The 13,774-nt window shown below is 45.6% G+C and carries 11 protein-coding genes; 6 read left to right on the top strand and 5 right to left on the bottom strand.

Annotated features, from left to right (window positions below):
* Positions 1–489 precede the first annotated feature (489 nt).
* Both ACESQI_RS22380 and ACESQI_RS22375 read left to right on the top strand, forming a co-directional pair.
* Positions 490–1,740: a hypothetical protein gene (locus tag ACESQI_RS22380; protein ID WP_373127201.1), complete on the top strand. Its 1,251-nt coding sequence runs from the start codon at positions 490–492 to the stop codon at positions 1,738–1,740.
* 18 nt (positions 1,741–1,758) lie between these two features.
* On the top strand, positions 1,759–3,603 hold the full coding sequence (locus tag ACESQI_RS22375; protein ID WP_373127199.1) for a heparinase II/III family protein: 1,845 nt from the start codon (positions 1,759–1,761) through the stop codon (positions 3,601–3,603).
* Positions 3,604–3,764: 161 nt separating this feature from the next.
* Here the strand turns inward: ACESQI_RS22375 and ACESQI_RS22370 are convergent, their stop codons facing one another.
* Positions 3,765–3,920 (bottom strand): hypothetical protein, encoded by a 156-nt coding sequence (locus ACESQI_RS22370; RefSeq protein WP_002560905.1) that lies wholly within the window; start codon positions 3,918–3,920, stop codon positions 3,765–3,767.
* Positions 3,921–4,125: 205 nt separating this feature from the next.
* Here ACESQI_RS22370 and ACESQI_RS22365 point away from each other — a divergent pair, with 205 nt between their 5' ends.
* The 4 genes from ACESQI_RS22365 to hydF all read left to right on the top strand — a co-directional run bounded on the left by ACESQI_RS22365 (position 4,126) and on the right by hydF (position 9,373).
* On the top strand, positions 4,126–5,592 hold the full coding sequence (locus ACESQI_RS22365; protein WP_007486087.1) for a monomeric [FeFe] hydrogenase: 1,467 nt from the start codon (positions 4,126–4,128) through the stop codon (positions 5,590–5,592).
* Positions 5,576–6,622, top strand: a complete 1,047-nt coding sequence (gene hydE, locus ACESQI_RS22360; protein WP_007486086.1) for a [FeFe] hydrogenase H-cluster radical SAM maturase HydE — start codon at positions 5,576–5,578, stop codon at positions 6,620–6,622. The genes ACESQI_RS22365 and hydE overlap by 17 nt, the downstream gene beginning before the upstream one ends.
* An 11-nt stretch (positions 6,623–6,633) precedes the next feature.
* A complete protein-coding gene (gene hydG, locus ACESQI_RS22355; protein WP_007486085.1) occupies positions 6,634–8,052 on the top strand; it encodes a [FeFe] hydrogenase H-cluster radical SAM maturase HydG in 1,419 nt (472 codons plus the stop codon).
* Between the two features lie 142 nt (positions 8,053–8,194).
* Positions 8,195–9,373, top strand: coding sequence for a [FeFe] hydrogenase H-cluster maturation GTPase HydF (gene hydF, locus ACESQI_RS22350; RefSeq protein WP_373127196.1), 1,179 nt, complete (start codon positions 8,195–8,197; stop codon positions 9,371–9,373).
* A gap of 126 nt (positions 9,374–9,499) precedes the next feature.
* Here the strand turns inward: hydF and hisS are convergent, their stop codons facing one another.
* The 4 genes from hisS to ACESQI_RS22330 all read right to left on the bottom strand — a co-directional run bounded on the left by hisS (position 9,500) and on the right by ACESQI_RS22330 (position 13,706).
* A complete protein-coding gene (hisS, locus tag ACESQI_RS22345) occupies positions 9,500–10,864 on the bottom strand; it encodes a histidine--tRNA ligase (protein ID WP_373127194.1) in 1,365 nt (454 codons plus the stop codon).
* A gap of 279 nt (positions 10,865–11,143) precedes the next feature.
* On the bottom strand, positions 11,144–11,824 hold the full coding sequence (locus tag ACESQI_RS22340; RefSeq protein WP_002560899.1) for a zinc metallopeptidase: 681 nt from the start codon (positions 11,822–11,824) through the stop codon (positions 11,144–11,146).
* 125 nt (positions 11,825–11,949) lie between these two features.
* Complete coding sequence (locus ACESQI_RS22335; RefSeq protein ID WP_002560898.1) at positions 11,950–13,221, bottom strand: adenylosuccinate synthase; 1,272 nt, start codon at positions 13,219–13,221, stop codon at positions 11,950–11,952.
* A complete protein-coding gene (locus ACESQI_RS22330; RefSeq protein WP_002560897.1) occupies positions 13,218–13,706 on the bottom strand; it encodes a Fur family transcriptional regulator in 489 nt (162 codons plus the stop codon). Before ACESQI_RS22330 ends, ACESQI_RS22335 begins: the two co-directional genes overlap by 4 nt.
* Positions 13,707–13,774 lie beyond the last annotated feature (68 nt).

Genomic DNA, 13,774 nt, shown 5'->3' with positions numbered 1-13,774 from the left:
AGCAGGATGGGATGAAAAATACCTGTCAACACTTTTACAGGACAGCGCATTTTAATGCGTCGGCCCTGTTTCCCGGTACACAGTCTTGTTTTACATGTACATGTAAAACAACGTTACACACCGAGGCTTCATACGTTACTCTACGAGATAGAGCTTTATCAATACCGGAGAAAGAGACTGATAGCAATGACAAACGCCATTAAGTTCAAAACAGATCGGAAATGAGTAAAACCCACACAGAGTTCCACAGAGTACTATCTATCTGATGGAAGGCGAATTAACACAGAAACACAGATTGAAATACTGTATTTCTTTATCTTAGATTTGTTTCCCTTTGCGAAAATCTGCGTTTATCCGCGTTTCAATAAAGATTTAAACTCTGTGTTACTCTGTAGTGAAATGCACTCAAAACTATTCCCATTTGAATCAAATCAAATTACAGAATAAATTATGTACCTTTGCACGTCATTTTACGCAAACATTTTACTTATGAAAAAGAATCTACTACTTACAGTATGCCTTCTGGCAGCAATAAACGGATCGGCCCAGAAGAAAGATTTCAGTTATAAATTTTATGGTCAGATCCGCACAGACCTTTATTATAATAGCCGGGCCAATCAGGAAACAGTAGACGGTCTATTCTACATGTATCCGCTCGACGAAAGACTGGATGCAAATGGTAAAGACCTGAATGCGACTGCTAATGGAAGTTTTTATACCTTATACACCCGGCTTGGAGTGGATGTGACCGGTCCGAAACTCGGAAAAGCCAAAACATCAACCAAAGTAGAAGTAGACTTCAGAGGTTCAGGAACAAGCTATTCCACTGTTCGCCTGAGACACGCCTATCTGAATCTGGACTGGGGGAAATCTGCTCTATTATTGGGACAGACCTGGCATCCCCTGTTTGGTGATGTCTCTCCACAAATATTGAATTTATCGGTAGGAGCACCTTTTCAGCCTTTCAGCCGTGCTCCGCAGATACGCTATCAATTCAAGAACAAGAACATGCAACTGACCGCAGCAGCTATCTGGCAGTCACAATATCTGTCGGTAGGACCGAATAATGTAAAGAGCCAGAATTATATTAAAAACAGTTGCGTACCGGAGATTTATGCCGGTATAGACTATAAAGCCAAGAACTGGCTGGCAGGCGTGGGCATTGAACTGTTATCTATCAAGCCAAGAACGGAAGCGACAGTACCCGTTGGTTCTGATAACGATTCTCAAGAGGTGATATCCCATACCTATAAAGTGGACGAACGTATCACTACCCTCTCCTACGAGGCACATGTGAGATACACCAATAAAAACTGGTTCATTGCAGCCAAAAGTGTACTTGGCAGCAACCTGACCCAAACTTCTATGTTAGGTGGTTACGGTGTTAAAGCAATAGACAAGCTGACCGGTGAACAGGAGTATGCTTCTATTCTGAATTCCAGCTCATGGCTTAACGTAGTGTACGGTCAGAAGTGGAAACCGGGTATCTTCTTAGGATATACCAAAAATTTAGGAACAGGTGATGCCGTCACCAAACTTTACGGTACAGGAACCGATGTTGACCAGGTAGTAATGGCAGGAGCCGAACTTACTTACAATGTAGCCCACTGGAAATTCGGACTCGAATATACATTAAGTTCTGCCTGGTACGGTTCAATGGATGCCTCTAACGGAAAAATAAAAGATACCCATTCCGTCTGCAACAACCGTATTGTAGGAGTTGCCATGTTTATGTTTTAATACTAATTTATCCCGGCCATGAATAACAAAGTACTTGTTCTTATTTACACTTGTCTGTGCCTGTGCATAGGAAGTGCAACACACCTTAAAGCGCAAACGTTCAATTACAGCCAGCTGCAAGAGCATCCCCGCTTGTTGCTGAAACAAGGCGAAGAACAACGTATTCACAAAAGCCTCAGCGAAAGCGTCGAACTACAACGGGTGTATAATTACATGCTGGATGAATCCGACAAATTACTCACCCAGCCCACATTAGTCTACAAGAAAGAGGGACGCCGCCTTTTAGCTGTATCCCGCGAAGCGCTAAGACGTATTTTCTACCTTTCGTTCGTCTACCGAATGACGAATGATGAAAAATACCGGTTGCGTGCCGGGCAGGAGATGATTGCCGTTTGCTCTTTTCAGGACTGGAATCCCTCTCACTTTCTGGATACGGGAGAGATGACGCTGGCTGTCTCTTTAGGTTATGACTGGCTTTATGATAAGTTGCAGCCCGAAACAAAGAAACTGATCAAAGAATCGATTCTGAATAAAGGTTTTGCCCCATCTAAAGACCGCCAGTACAATTCTTTCCTGCGGACAGAGAATAACTGGAACCAGGTTTGTAATGCAGGTATGGTATACGGAGCACTCGCTATAATGGAGGATCATCGGGAAGAAGCAATAGAAATCATCGAACGGGCTATGTCTACCATCGGCATTTCGGTGAAAGGATATGCGCCGGACGGTAACTATCCGGAAGGATACAACTACTGGGGATACGGAACCACCTTTAATGTTTTCCTGATTGCTGCACTGGAGTCTGCCTTAGGTTCCGACGGCGGATTGTGCAAGGTAGAAGGCTTTATGGAGTCCGCCCGCTATATGGAATACATGGCAGGAACTACCGGACTTGCCTTTAACTTCAGCGATGCACGCGAAACCATCCAGGCTTTACCGGCTACCTTCTGGTTCGCCGCCCGCCAGAAAGATCCTTCTTTGCTATGGAATGAGAAGATATTCTTATCACGTGCAGATACTCATTTCACAGCCGAAGAGACCCGTTTTCTACCTATCATACTCATTTACGGCTCTCTTATTGATATGAAAGAAGTCACTCCCCCGACTGCCAAAATATGGGTAGGACATGGTAAAACTCCTGTAGCACTGGTACACACTTCCTGGAAAGAAGGTGAAGGATGCTATGTGGGTATCAAAGGCGGAACTGCCTCTACCAGCCATGCACATATGGATGCAGGCTCTTTTGTATTCGAAGCGTTGGGAGTACGCTGGGCTCAGGATTTGGGTATGCAGGAATATTATTCGCTGGAGAAAGAGAATGTGCGTTTGTGGGATAGCAACCAGGACGGACAGCGCTGGGATATCTTCCGCTATAACAATTTTGTGCACAATACACTAACCGTAAACGGTAAGAAACACAATGTGAAAGGTTTTGCCCCTATCACGAAAACCTATACGAAAGACGACAAGTTGGGAGCTACGGTAGACTTAACTTCGCTGTTTGAAGGCGATTTGAAAAAGGCTACAAGAGAGGTGGTTCTTATCAAAGAGAATTATCTACAAATAACAGACCGGGTACAGGCAGCTGCAAACCCTGCCTCTGTCCGTTGGACACTGGTTACTTCCGCCACTCCGAAAGTTTTGGATCCGTATACGATAGAGTTGACCAAAGAAGGTAAGAAGTTACATCTGATTATCGATAGTCCGGCCTCGGCTTCCTTCTCCGTAGCCGATAATACACCGGTACAGAGTTATGATTCACCCAATCCCGGTTCGGTTCGTATTTTCTTTGATACGGGGCTGAAAGCAGGACAACAGGAAACATTAAAAGTACGGTGCATCCCGCACGGAGAGGTTCGGTAGGCGATGGTTCATTGAAACGCTGAACACAGATTGTCGCAAAGGAAAACAAAAATAAGAGAAAGAATAACCAAATTTTTATCTGCGATAATCTGTGTCCATCCGCGATTCATCAGAGATTTAAAACTCTGTGTTCTTTGTGCCCTCTGTGATGAAACATATTATCAGAACAGGCTCTGTGTTATCTCCTGTGCATGGTACTTCTTTGTAGTACCCATAAGCGAACTACCTATGTAAAACAAAAACATCAGGCTTGCAATCGTCATTAATGTACCAATCATGGCAAAGCGGCTTCTTTGTATCCATTCATTCTTATTCATATTAGTTACCTCCTCATTATGAATTAATCCGGTAAAACATTCATGTTACAAAAGTAAAGTCCGGACTTTACAATACGCTTACAAACCGGTAACGTTTCTATTTTCAATAACCCACAGTACATATTACAATCATCTTTAACGAATATTAGTTTTTCAGCAAACAGTTCACTATCTTTGCAACCCCTAACAACCCTAAAAAAACATTATGGCATTTACTAACAACGTTATGATCGTTCGCCACAAACTGCTGGCGGACCTCGTAAGACTCTGGAAGAAAGATGAATTAATTGACAAAATTGACCGGCTTCCCATTGAGCTTAGTCCCAAAAAATCGAAACCTCTGGGCCGTTGCTGCGTCCATAAGGAACGCGCTGTATGGAAATACAAATGTCTCCCTTTGATGGGACTCGACATGACAGACGAGCATGACGAACTGACTAACCTTTCGGAATATGCCCGACAAGCACTGGAAAGAGAAGAATGTACCAAAGAAAACATCTTCTGCGTGATAGACGAAGCCTGTTCGTCTTGCGTACAAATCAACTATGAGATAACCAATCTGTGCCGTGGATGCGTGGCACGCAGTTGTTACATGAACTGCCCTAAAGATGCGATCCGCTTCAAGAAAAACGGGCAGGCGATGATTGACCACGACACTTGCGTCAGTTGCGGTATATGCCACAGAAGTTGCCCATATCACGCCATCGTTTACATCCCTGTCCCCTGTGAAGAAGCCTGTCCGGTGAAAGCCATCAGCAAAGACGAGAACGGTATTGAACACATCAACGAAGATAAATGTATCTATTGCGGAAAGTGTATGAACGCATGTCCGTTCGGTGCAATTTTTGAAGTATCGCAGGCTTTTGATATCCTGCAACGCATCCGTAAAGGAGAGAAAATGGTAGCCATCGTAGCACCTTCCATCCTCGGACAGTTTAAGACAAGTATAGAACATGTATATGGTGCCTTCCGCGAAATTGGTTTCGCAGATGTGATAGAGGTGGCACAGGGTGCCATGGATACCACCAGCAACGAAGCCCACGAGTTACTGGAAAAACTGGAAGAAGGCCAGGCTTTTATGACCACTTCTTGCTGCCCGTCTTACATCGAACTGGTAGAAAAGCACATCCCGGAACTGAAACCGTATGTGTCTGCTACCGGATCGCCCATGTACTACGCTGCACGTATTGCCAAAGCAAAACATCCGGACGCCCGGATCGTATTTGTTGGCCCTTGTGTAGCCAAGCGCAAAGAGATACGCCGGGACGAAGCTGTGGACTTTATCCTTACATTTGAGGAGATAGGTTCCATTCTCGACGGAATGGACATTCAGCTGGAACAGACACAACCGTTCTCTTTGGTATATACCTCTGTCCGCGAAGCACACGGTTTTGCCCAGGCAGGCGGTGTGATGGGAGCTGTCAAAGCCTATCTGAAAGAAGAAGCTGATAAAATAAACGCACTTCAGGTATCGGACATCAATAAGAAAAACATAGCACTGCTGCGTGCTTGTGCCAAAACGGGTAAGGCAGCAGGACAGTTCATCGAAGTTATGGCCTGCGAAGGAGGATGTATCACCGGACCAAGCACACACAACGATATTGTTTCCGGCCGCCGGCAGTTAGTACAGGATTTGCTCAAACGAAAAGAAACCTATGAAAATAGGAGTTGACAGACTCAGACAAGAACATAGCCTCCCACCGGAAGGTTACAAAGCGCTTCTGACGTGCCGGGATCCAGACGTCCTTTCGTATCTGTATGCCCAGGCCCGTGAAGTGGCGCTGGCAAATTTCGGAAACAACATCTACATCCGGGGGCTGATTGAAATAAGCAACTGCTGCCGGAACAACTGCTACTACTGTGGCATACGAAAAGGAAACATACAGGTGGAACGCTACCGGCTTAGCCGGGAAACGATTCTCGACTGTTGCCGACAGGGATATAAACTCGGATTCCGTACCTTTGTGCTGCAAGGTGGTGAAGATGCGGCACAATCTTCCGACTGGATCGAGGGGACTGTGGCGGCCATCAGAGGGGAGTTTCCGGATTGTGCCATCACGCTGTCTTTGGGGGAGAAGTCACGCGAGGAGTATGAACGCTTCTTCCATGCCGGGGCCAATCGTTATCTGTTGCGCCACGAAACCTACAATAAAGAGCATTACCGCCAATTGCATCCGGCAGAAATGCGGCAGGATACCCGCCTGCAATGCCTGCAATGGCTGAAGGAAATAGGCTATCAGACGGGAACGGGCATCATGGTGGGAAGCCCCGGACAGACAACGGAACATCTCATTGAAGATATTCGGTTCATAGAGCGTTTCAGCCCGCAGATGATCGGTATCGGTCCCTTTATTCCGCATCCCAATACCCCTTTTACCGGGTCACCTTCGGGAAGTATAGAACAAACGTTACGACTGCTGTCTATCTTCCGGCTGATGCATCCGCAAGCACTTATCCCCGCGACAACGGCACTCGCCACCCTCGCCGCCGACGGACGCGAACGGGGAATATTGGCAGGAGCCAATGTAGTGATGCCCAACCTCTCCCCACAGGAAGTAAGGGGAAAGTACGAACTATATAACAACAAAGCCTCTCTGGGTGCCGAAGCTGCCGAAGGGCTTGCGGCATTGGACCAACAGTTGTCTGCCATCAGCTACAGAATTGTTACCGACAGAGGGGACTTCGGGAAATATAAACTATAAATTATTGAACCATGTATAGAGTAGATTCGGAGAAAGCGGAAGAGTTTATCAATCATCAGGAGGTTTTGGACACACTGGAATATGCCCGTGCCAATAAAAACAATCATGCGCTCATTGAACAATTAATAACCAAAGCCGCCCAATGTAAAGGACTCACTCACCGCGAGGCAGCCTTGCTATTAGAGTGCGATCAGCCGGAACTGACAGACCGCATCTTCCACCTCGCCAAAGAAATCAAACAGAAGTTCTACGGCAACCGCATTGTAATGTTTGCACCGCTTTATCTCTCCAACTATTGCGTCAACGGTTGTACCTACTGCCCCTATCACCTGAAGAATAAAACCATTGCCCGCAAAAAGCTCACACAGGAAGAGATCCGCCGGGAAGTAATCGCTTTACAGAACATGGGACACAAACGCCTCGCACTGGAAGCCGGAGAACATCCACTTCTCAACCCGATTGAGTACATTCTTGAATCCATCGATACCATCTATAGCATCAAACACAGGAACGGGGCAATCCGCCGGGTAAACGTGAATATTGCAGCTACAACGGTAGAGAACTATACCCGACTAAGGGATGCAGGAATCGGCACCTATATCCTCTTTCAAGAAACCTATCACAAGGAAAATTACGAGCTCCTCCACCCCACCGGCCCCAAAAGTAACTATGCCTGGCATACCGAAGCCATGGACCGCGCCATGCAGGGAGGTATTGATGATGTCGGTATCGGAGTACTCTTCGGTCTGAATACATTCCGATATGACTTTGTGGGCCTGCTGATGCATGCAGAGCACCTTGAAGCCACTTTCGGAGTAGGGCCGCACACGATTAGCGTGCCACGTATCTGTCCGGCGGACGACATTGATACGGCAGACTTTCCCAACTCCATATCAGATGAGATTTTCCGCCGCATCGTGGCAGTGATCCGCATTGCCGTACCGTATACAGGGATGATCATTTCCACCCGCGAATCGCAGGAATCGCGTCGGCAAGTGCTTGATATCGGTATATCACAGATCAGCGGAGGTTCGCGAACCAGCGTAGGCGGTTACGCCGAACCGGAGCCATTATCGGAAAACTCTGCTCAGTTTGACCTGAGCGACACACGCACGCTGGACGAAATTGTGGGCTGGCTACTCGATATGGGGTATATCCCCAGTTTCTGTACCGCCTGCTACCGGGCAGGAAGAACGGGCGACCGGTTCATGTCACTCGTCAAATCCGGGCAGATAGCTAATTGCTGCGCTCCGAATGCACTGGTTACCCTGAAAGAATATCTGGAAGACTATGCCTCACCCGCCACACGTGCCAAAGGAGAAGAACTGATCATACGGGAAGCCGGAAAAATCCCCAACCCGAAGATAAAAGAAATAGCCCTGAGAAACCTGAAAGAAATAGCTGGAGGGAAAAGGGACTTCCGTTTTTAATGGACAATTGACAGTGGACAATTGACAGTTAGCTGCGCGATATTACGCAGCAATGATAGCGCAGCTAACTGTCCACTGTCAATTGTCCACTGTCAATTATCAACTGTCAACTGTCAATTGTCAACTGTCAACTAAATTAATTATGATGACTCCCAATTCCAACCGCCTCCATATCGCCCTCTTCGGAAGGCGAAACAGTGGTAAATCTTCCCTTATCAATGCTTTGACGGGACAAGATGTAGCACTGGTTTCCGATACTCCGGGAACAACGACCGATCCTGTGCTCAAAGCAATGGAAATTCAGGGCGTCGGCCCTTGCCTCTTTATCGACACTCCGGGATATGACGATGAAGGTGAGCTGGGCGAAATGCGGATGACCCGCACCTTGAAAGCAGCCGAAAAAACAGACATTGCCCTCCTGCTCTGCCATCCGGATATGGACAAAGAGCTTCAATGGATACAACGGTTGAAAGAAAAGAATATCCCGGTAATCTTGCTGCTCAATAAAGCAGATATTCTGGAAGATGCAGCGTCCATAGCCTCAGCCATAAAGAATAAGACCGGAGAATCTCCCCTCATCGTCAGTGCAAACACCCGGCAGGGTATGGAAGACATTCGCCGGGCTATCATCCGGCGTCTACCCGAAGACTTCGATGCACAAAGCATCACAGGAAAGCTTGTTTCGGCAGGTGACCTCGTTTTACTTGTCATGCCGCAGGATATACAGGCACCGAAAGGGCGGCTCATTCTCCCACAGGCACAGACCCTGCGGGAACTGCTGGATAAGAAATGCATTGCCGTGAGTTGTACTACCGACCAGATGGAGGTTACTCTTCAGGCTCTCTCCCGCCCTCCAAAGTTGATAATTACCGACTCACAAGTCTTCAAAACCGTATATGAACGGAAACCGGCAGAAAGCAAACTGACTTCCTTCTCTGTGCTCTTTGCGGCTTATAAAGGAGATATCGGCTACTATACCGCCAGTGCAGCCACTATAGGCACACTGAAAGAAACCTCCCGTGTACTGATAGCCGAAGCCTGTACGCACGCTCCCCTGTCGGAAGATATCGGCCGGGTGAAACTCCCTCGTATGCTCCGCCAGAAAATAGGCGAAGAATTGCAGATAGACATCGTATCGGGCAATGATTTCCCGGCCAATCCGGAGAAGTACGACCTTATCATCCAGTGTGGTGCTTGTATGTTCAACCGGAAATATGTGCTCAGCCGGATCGCACAGGCCAAAGAACAGAAAGTACCTATGACAAACTATGGAATAGCCATCGCCTGGCTAAGCGGAATACTTGACAAAATAGAGTTCTGAAAAGTACAAAAAATCCTCCCCGGTGCTGCGCCATTTGCGCGGCTCCGGGGAGGATATCTCTCGGCTCCGGGGAGGAGATGGTTCGACTCCGGGGAGCAAGGTCCTCAGCTCCGGGAAGCGAAAAGCCTATTTCAAAAGGGTTTCAATCAGCTCTTCTGCCGAAACAAGGTTCTGTTCTCCCGTTTCCATATTTTTCAACATCGCTTTGCCTTCATTCATCTCATTCTCGCCTACAATAGCTACAAACGGGATGTTCTTCGCATTGGCATAACTCATCTGTTTCTTCATCTTTGCAGCATCCGGAAAAATCTCTGCACGGATACCGGCCGCACGAGCCTTCGCCAGAATACCGATTGAAAAAGCTGCTTCTTTCTCTCCGAAATTAATAAAGAGCAATTGCGTACCATTTACAGCTTCTTTCGGATAAAGTTCCAGCTGATTGAGTACATCAAAGATACGGTCGGCACCGAAAGAGATACCTACCCCCGATATACCGGCCATACCGAATACACCTGTCAGATTATCGTAGCGTCCACCACCGGTAATGCTACCAATCTGTACATCCAGTGCTTTCACTTCAAAAATAGCTCCTGTATAATAATTCAAGCCGCGTGCCAGCGTAAGGTCTAATTCAATCTCATTCTTCAGCCCCATAGCTGTAAGCGTATTCAAGATAAACTCGCTCTCTTCTACTCCCTTAATTCCGATTTCGCTGTCGGCAAGTACGGTTTTCAAAGTAGTTAACTTCTCTGCATTCGTTCCGCTCAACAAGATAATAGGCTGTAATTTGGCAATCGCCTCTTCACTGATTCCTTTATCAGCTAACTCTCTGTTCACATTTTCCAGCCCGATCTTATCAAGCTTATCAATAGCCACCGTAATATCTACAATCTTGTCTGCTTCACCGATAATCTCGGCAATACCGGTCAGGATCTTACGGTTGTTGATCTTAATGCAGACACGGATACCAAAACGGGTGAACACCGTATCTACAATCTGCATCAGCTCTACTTCGTTCAGTAATGAATCACTACCTACCACATCGGCATCGCACTGATAAAACTCGCGGTAACGCCCTTTCTGAGGACGATCCGCACGCCACACGGGTTGAATCTGGTAACGCTTGAAAGGAAAAGTGATTTCATCACGGTGCATCACCACATAGCGGGCAAACGGAACTGTGAGGTCATAACGCAATCCTTTTTCACAAAACTTACTTGCCAGCTTTGCTGCATTACGGCTCAGTAATTCTTCATCAGTGATGCCGGAGAAGTAATCTCCCGAATTCTGTATCTTAAACAAAAGTTTATCGCCTTCATCGCCATACTTTCCCATCAGGGTAGAAAGCATTTCCATAGACGGAGTTTCTATCTGCTGGAATCCATAAAGATGATAAACATCGCGGATGGTATTGAATATGTAGTTACGCTTCGCCATCTCAACGGGCGAAAAATCACGTGTTCCTTTCGGTATACTTGGTTTTGCTGCCATAAATCTAACTGTTTTATTTATCGAACTGCAAAGTTATAGGAAATTATTGATTATTCATGGGAATCTGGGGTTAATCTCACTCGTATCTATATTTCACCACAGAGGACACAAAGGGCACGGAGTTTATTATCTATATAAAACGCAGATTAACGCAAAGGGAAACAAATATAAGACAAGGAATAACAATATCTTAATCTGCGATAACCTGTGTTAATCTGCGTTTCAATAAAATAAAACTCTGTGCTCTCTATGTCCTCTGTGGTAAACAATAGAAGCAGCTTAATCTCTTCTGCCGAGGAATATCATTATATAATAAATCAACGTAGCCAAAGAACTGAGTGCAGCTACCACATACGTATAAGCAGCCGAACGAAGCGCATCCTCTGCCTGTGCATGATTACGTGAATTCGTGATGCCCGAAGCGCTCAACCATACCAATGCACGCTTACTTGCATTGATCTCCACCGGAAGAGTGACAAAGCTGAACAAAGTTGTCATAGCAAACAAGATAATACCTGCCAGCAACAACTGAGGGAACGAATTCAACAACAAGATACCTGCCAGCAACAACCAGGTCATCCATTGAGAAGCAAAGCTCACTACAGGAACCAGCTTGCTACGCATCGTCAGCGGAGCATAAGCCTGCGCATGCTGAAGAGCATGTCCGCACTCATGAGCAGCTACGGCAGCAGCCATAATACTGTTACTTTCATATACACCTTCACTCAGGTTCACTGTCTTATTGGCAGGATTATAGTGGTCAGTCAATTGTCCGGGAGTATGAGTCACTTTGACGTCATAGATTCCATTATCATTCAACATCTTAATAGCCACGTCGCGTCCTGTCATTCCATTTCCGGTAGGTATCTTAGAATATTTCTTGAACTTGTTCTGCAAGTTCATCTGCACCAACCAGCTTACTACGGCAATTCCGATAAATAATACCCAATACGATATCATATACTTTCTTTAATTAAAATGAATACTACAAACATCTGTACAAATAGCTTGCCAAAAATAAAGGGAAACTTTGTATATCACAATAGTTTCCCTCCTGTTTTATGAAGAATTATCTAAAAATGCGTTTATTCTTCCGTATATCTTTCAATAGTCTGTTCTCTGTCCGGACCTACTGAAACAATCTTAATCTCTACATCCAGCTGCTCTTCAAGGAAAGAGAGGTAAGCATTGAATTCTTCGGGGAATTCATCTTCACTCTGCATCTTCGTCATGTCAACCTGCCATCCCGGAAGTTCGGCATATACAGGCTCTACATTTTCATTGATGTCATAGGGGAAATAATCTATCTCCTCACCATTCACTTTATAAGCAACACAAGCCTTGATTGTCTCAAATGTATCAAGTACATCACTCTTCATCATAATGAGTTTAGTAACTCCGTTGATCATCACAGAATATTTCAACGCTACCAGGTCAATCCATCCGCAACGGCGTTTACGACCGGTCACCGAACCAAACTCATGTCCCAGTGTACAAATCTTATCGCCTGTTTCATCAAACAACTCGGTAGGGAACGGACCTGAACCAACACGTGTACAATAAGCCTTGAAGATACCATATACCTCACCAATACGGTTAGGAGCTACTCCCAAGCCGGTACAAGCACCGGCACAAACTGTATTTGAAGAAGTTACAAACGGATAAGAACCGAAATCGATATCAAGCATTGTTCCCTGTGCACCTTCACAAAGAACACTCTTACCCGATCTCAACAAGTTGTTCACTTCATGTTCACTATCTACCAGATGGAACTGTTTCAGGTATTCAATACCTTCCATCCATGCTTTTTCAATCTCTGTCAGATCATATGTATAATTCAGTCCTTTCAGGATTTGTTCGTGGCGAGCTTTGGCAGCAGCATATTTCTGGTCGAAGTTATCGAGGATATCACCTACACGAACACCGTTACGGCTCACCTTATCAGTATAAGTCGGGCCGATACCTTTTCCGGTAGTACCTACTTTAGCATCCCCCTTAGCGGCTTCATAAGCAGCATCGAGAATACGGTGTGTAGGCAAAATGAGATGCGCTTTCTTTGAAATGTGCAGTCTGTCTTTTAAGTTGTGTCCCGATGCTTCAAGTGATTCAGCCTCTGCTTTAAACAAAGCCGGATCTAACACAACACCATTACCGATGATGTTTACCTTATCTCCCTGAAAAATACCGGAAGGAATGGAACGGAGCACATATTTCTGTCCTTCGAACTCAAGTGTATGACCGGCATTCGGGCCACCCTGGAAACGTGCTACCACGTCGTATCTCGGAGTTAATACGTCGACTACTTTACCTTTACCTTCATCGCCCCATTGTAATCCTAATAGTACATCTACTTTCATCTTTCTTTTTTATTGTTGTTACTTACTTTTTTCCGTTTATTGGCACGGTCACACTTGCTGCATACCCCATAAATATATAAGGAGTAATGTGAAAGCTGAAACCGACTTAACCTGGTATTTTCAATAGCGTTTTGCAGCGCTTCATTCTGAAACTCTGTCACTTTTCCACACTGCGTGCAAATCTGGTGATGATGCGTCTCGCGATTGTATGATTTCTCGTATTGGGAAGAAGTTCCGAACTGATGCTTGATAATCAGCCGGGCGTTAATAAGCAGAATGATGGTATTATAGAGTGTCGCACGACTGACACGAAAATTCTCCTGGTTCATCATCTGCGAATAGAGCATATCTATGTCAAAATGTCCATCTATGGAATATATAGTGTCAAGTATGGCATAACGTTCGGGGGTCTTACGATGCCCGTTCGCATTAAGATATTCTGTAAATATCTGTCTTACCGTATCTTTTACGTTCTGAGTTTCCATATCGGCACGAAATTAGCGCCAACAAAGTTAAGCCTTTTTTGCGGAAAGCAAAAATAATATGAGAAATA

Source organism: Bacteroides sp. HPS0048 (assembly GCF_964240755.1).
Classification (GTDB): Bacteria; Bacteroidota; Bacteroidia; order Bacteroidales; family Bacteroidaceae; genus Bacteroides; species Bacteroides nordii.
This window is presented reverse-complemented; position numbering and strand designations above follow the sequence as displayed.

Bases quoted from the DNA above. Each gene is read 5' to 3' on its own strand.
- hydG (WP_007486085.1), top strand. From the start codon at position 6,634: ATGTATAGAGTAGATTCGGAGAAAGCGGAAGAGTTTATCAATCATCAG.
- ACESQI_RS22330 (WP_002560897.1), bottom strand. From the start codon at position 13,706: ATGGAAACTCAGAACGTAAAAGATACGGTAAGACAGATATTTACAGAA.
- ACESQI_RS22340 (WP_002560899.1), bottom strand. From the start codon at position 11,824: ATGATATCGTATTGGGTATTATTTATCGGAATTGCCGTAGTAAGCTGG.
- ACESQI_RS22375 (WP_373127199.1), top strand. From the start codon at position 1,759: ATGAATAACAAAGTACTTGTTCTTATTTACACTTGTCTGTGCCTGTGC.
- ACESQI_RS22380 (WP_373127201.1), top strand. From the start codon at position 490: ATGAAAAAGAATCTACTACTTACAGTATGCCTTCTGGCAGCAATAAAC.
- hydF (WP_373127196.1), top strand. From the start codon at position 8,195: ATGATGACTCCCAATTCCAACCGCCTCCATATCGCCCTCTTCGGAAGG.
- ACESQI_RS22370 (WP_002560905.1), bottom strand. From the start codon at position 3,920: ATGAATAAGAATGAATGGATACAAAGAAGCCGCTTTGCCATGATTGGT.
- ACESQI_RS22335 (WP_002560898.1), bottom strand. From the start codon at position 13,221: ATGAAAGTAGATGTACTATTAGGATTACAATGGGGCGATGAAGGTAAA.
- hisS (WP_373127194.1), bottom strand. From the start codon at position 10,864: ATGGCAGCAAAACCAAGTATACCGAAAGGAACACGTGATTTTTCGCCC.
- hydE (WP_007486086.1), top strand. From the start codon at position 5,576: ATGAAAATAGGAGTTGACAGACTCAGACAAGAACATAGCCTCCCACCG.
- ACESQI_RS22365 (WP_007486087.1), top strand. From the start codon at position 4,126: ATGGCATTTACTAACAACGTTATGATCGTTCGCCACAAACTGCTGGCG.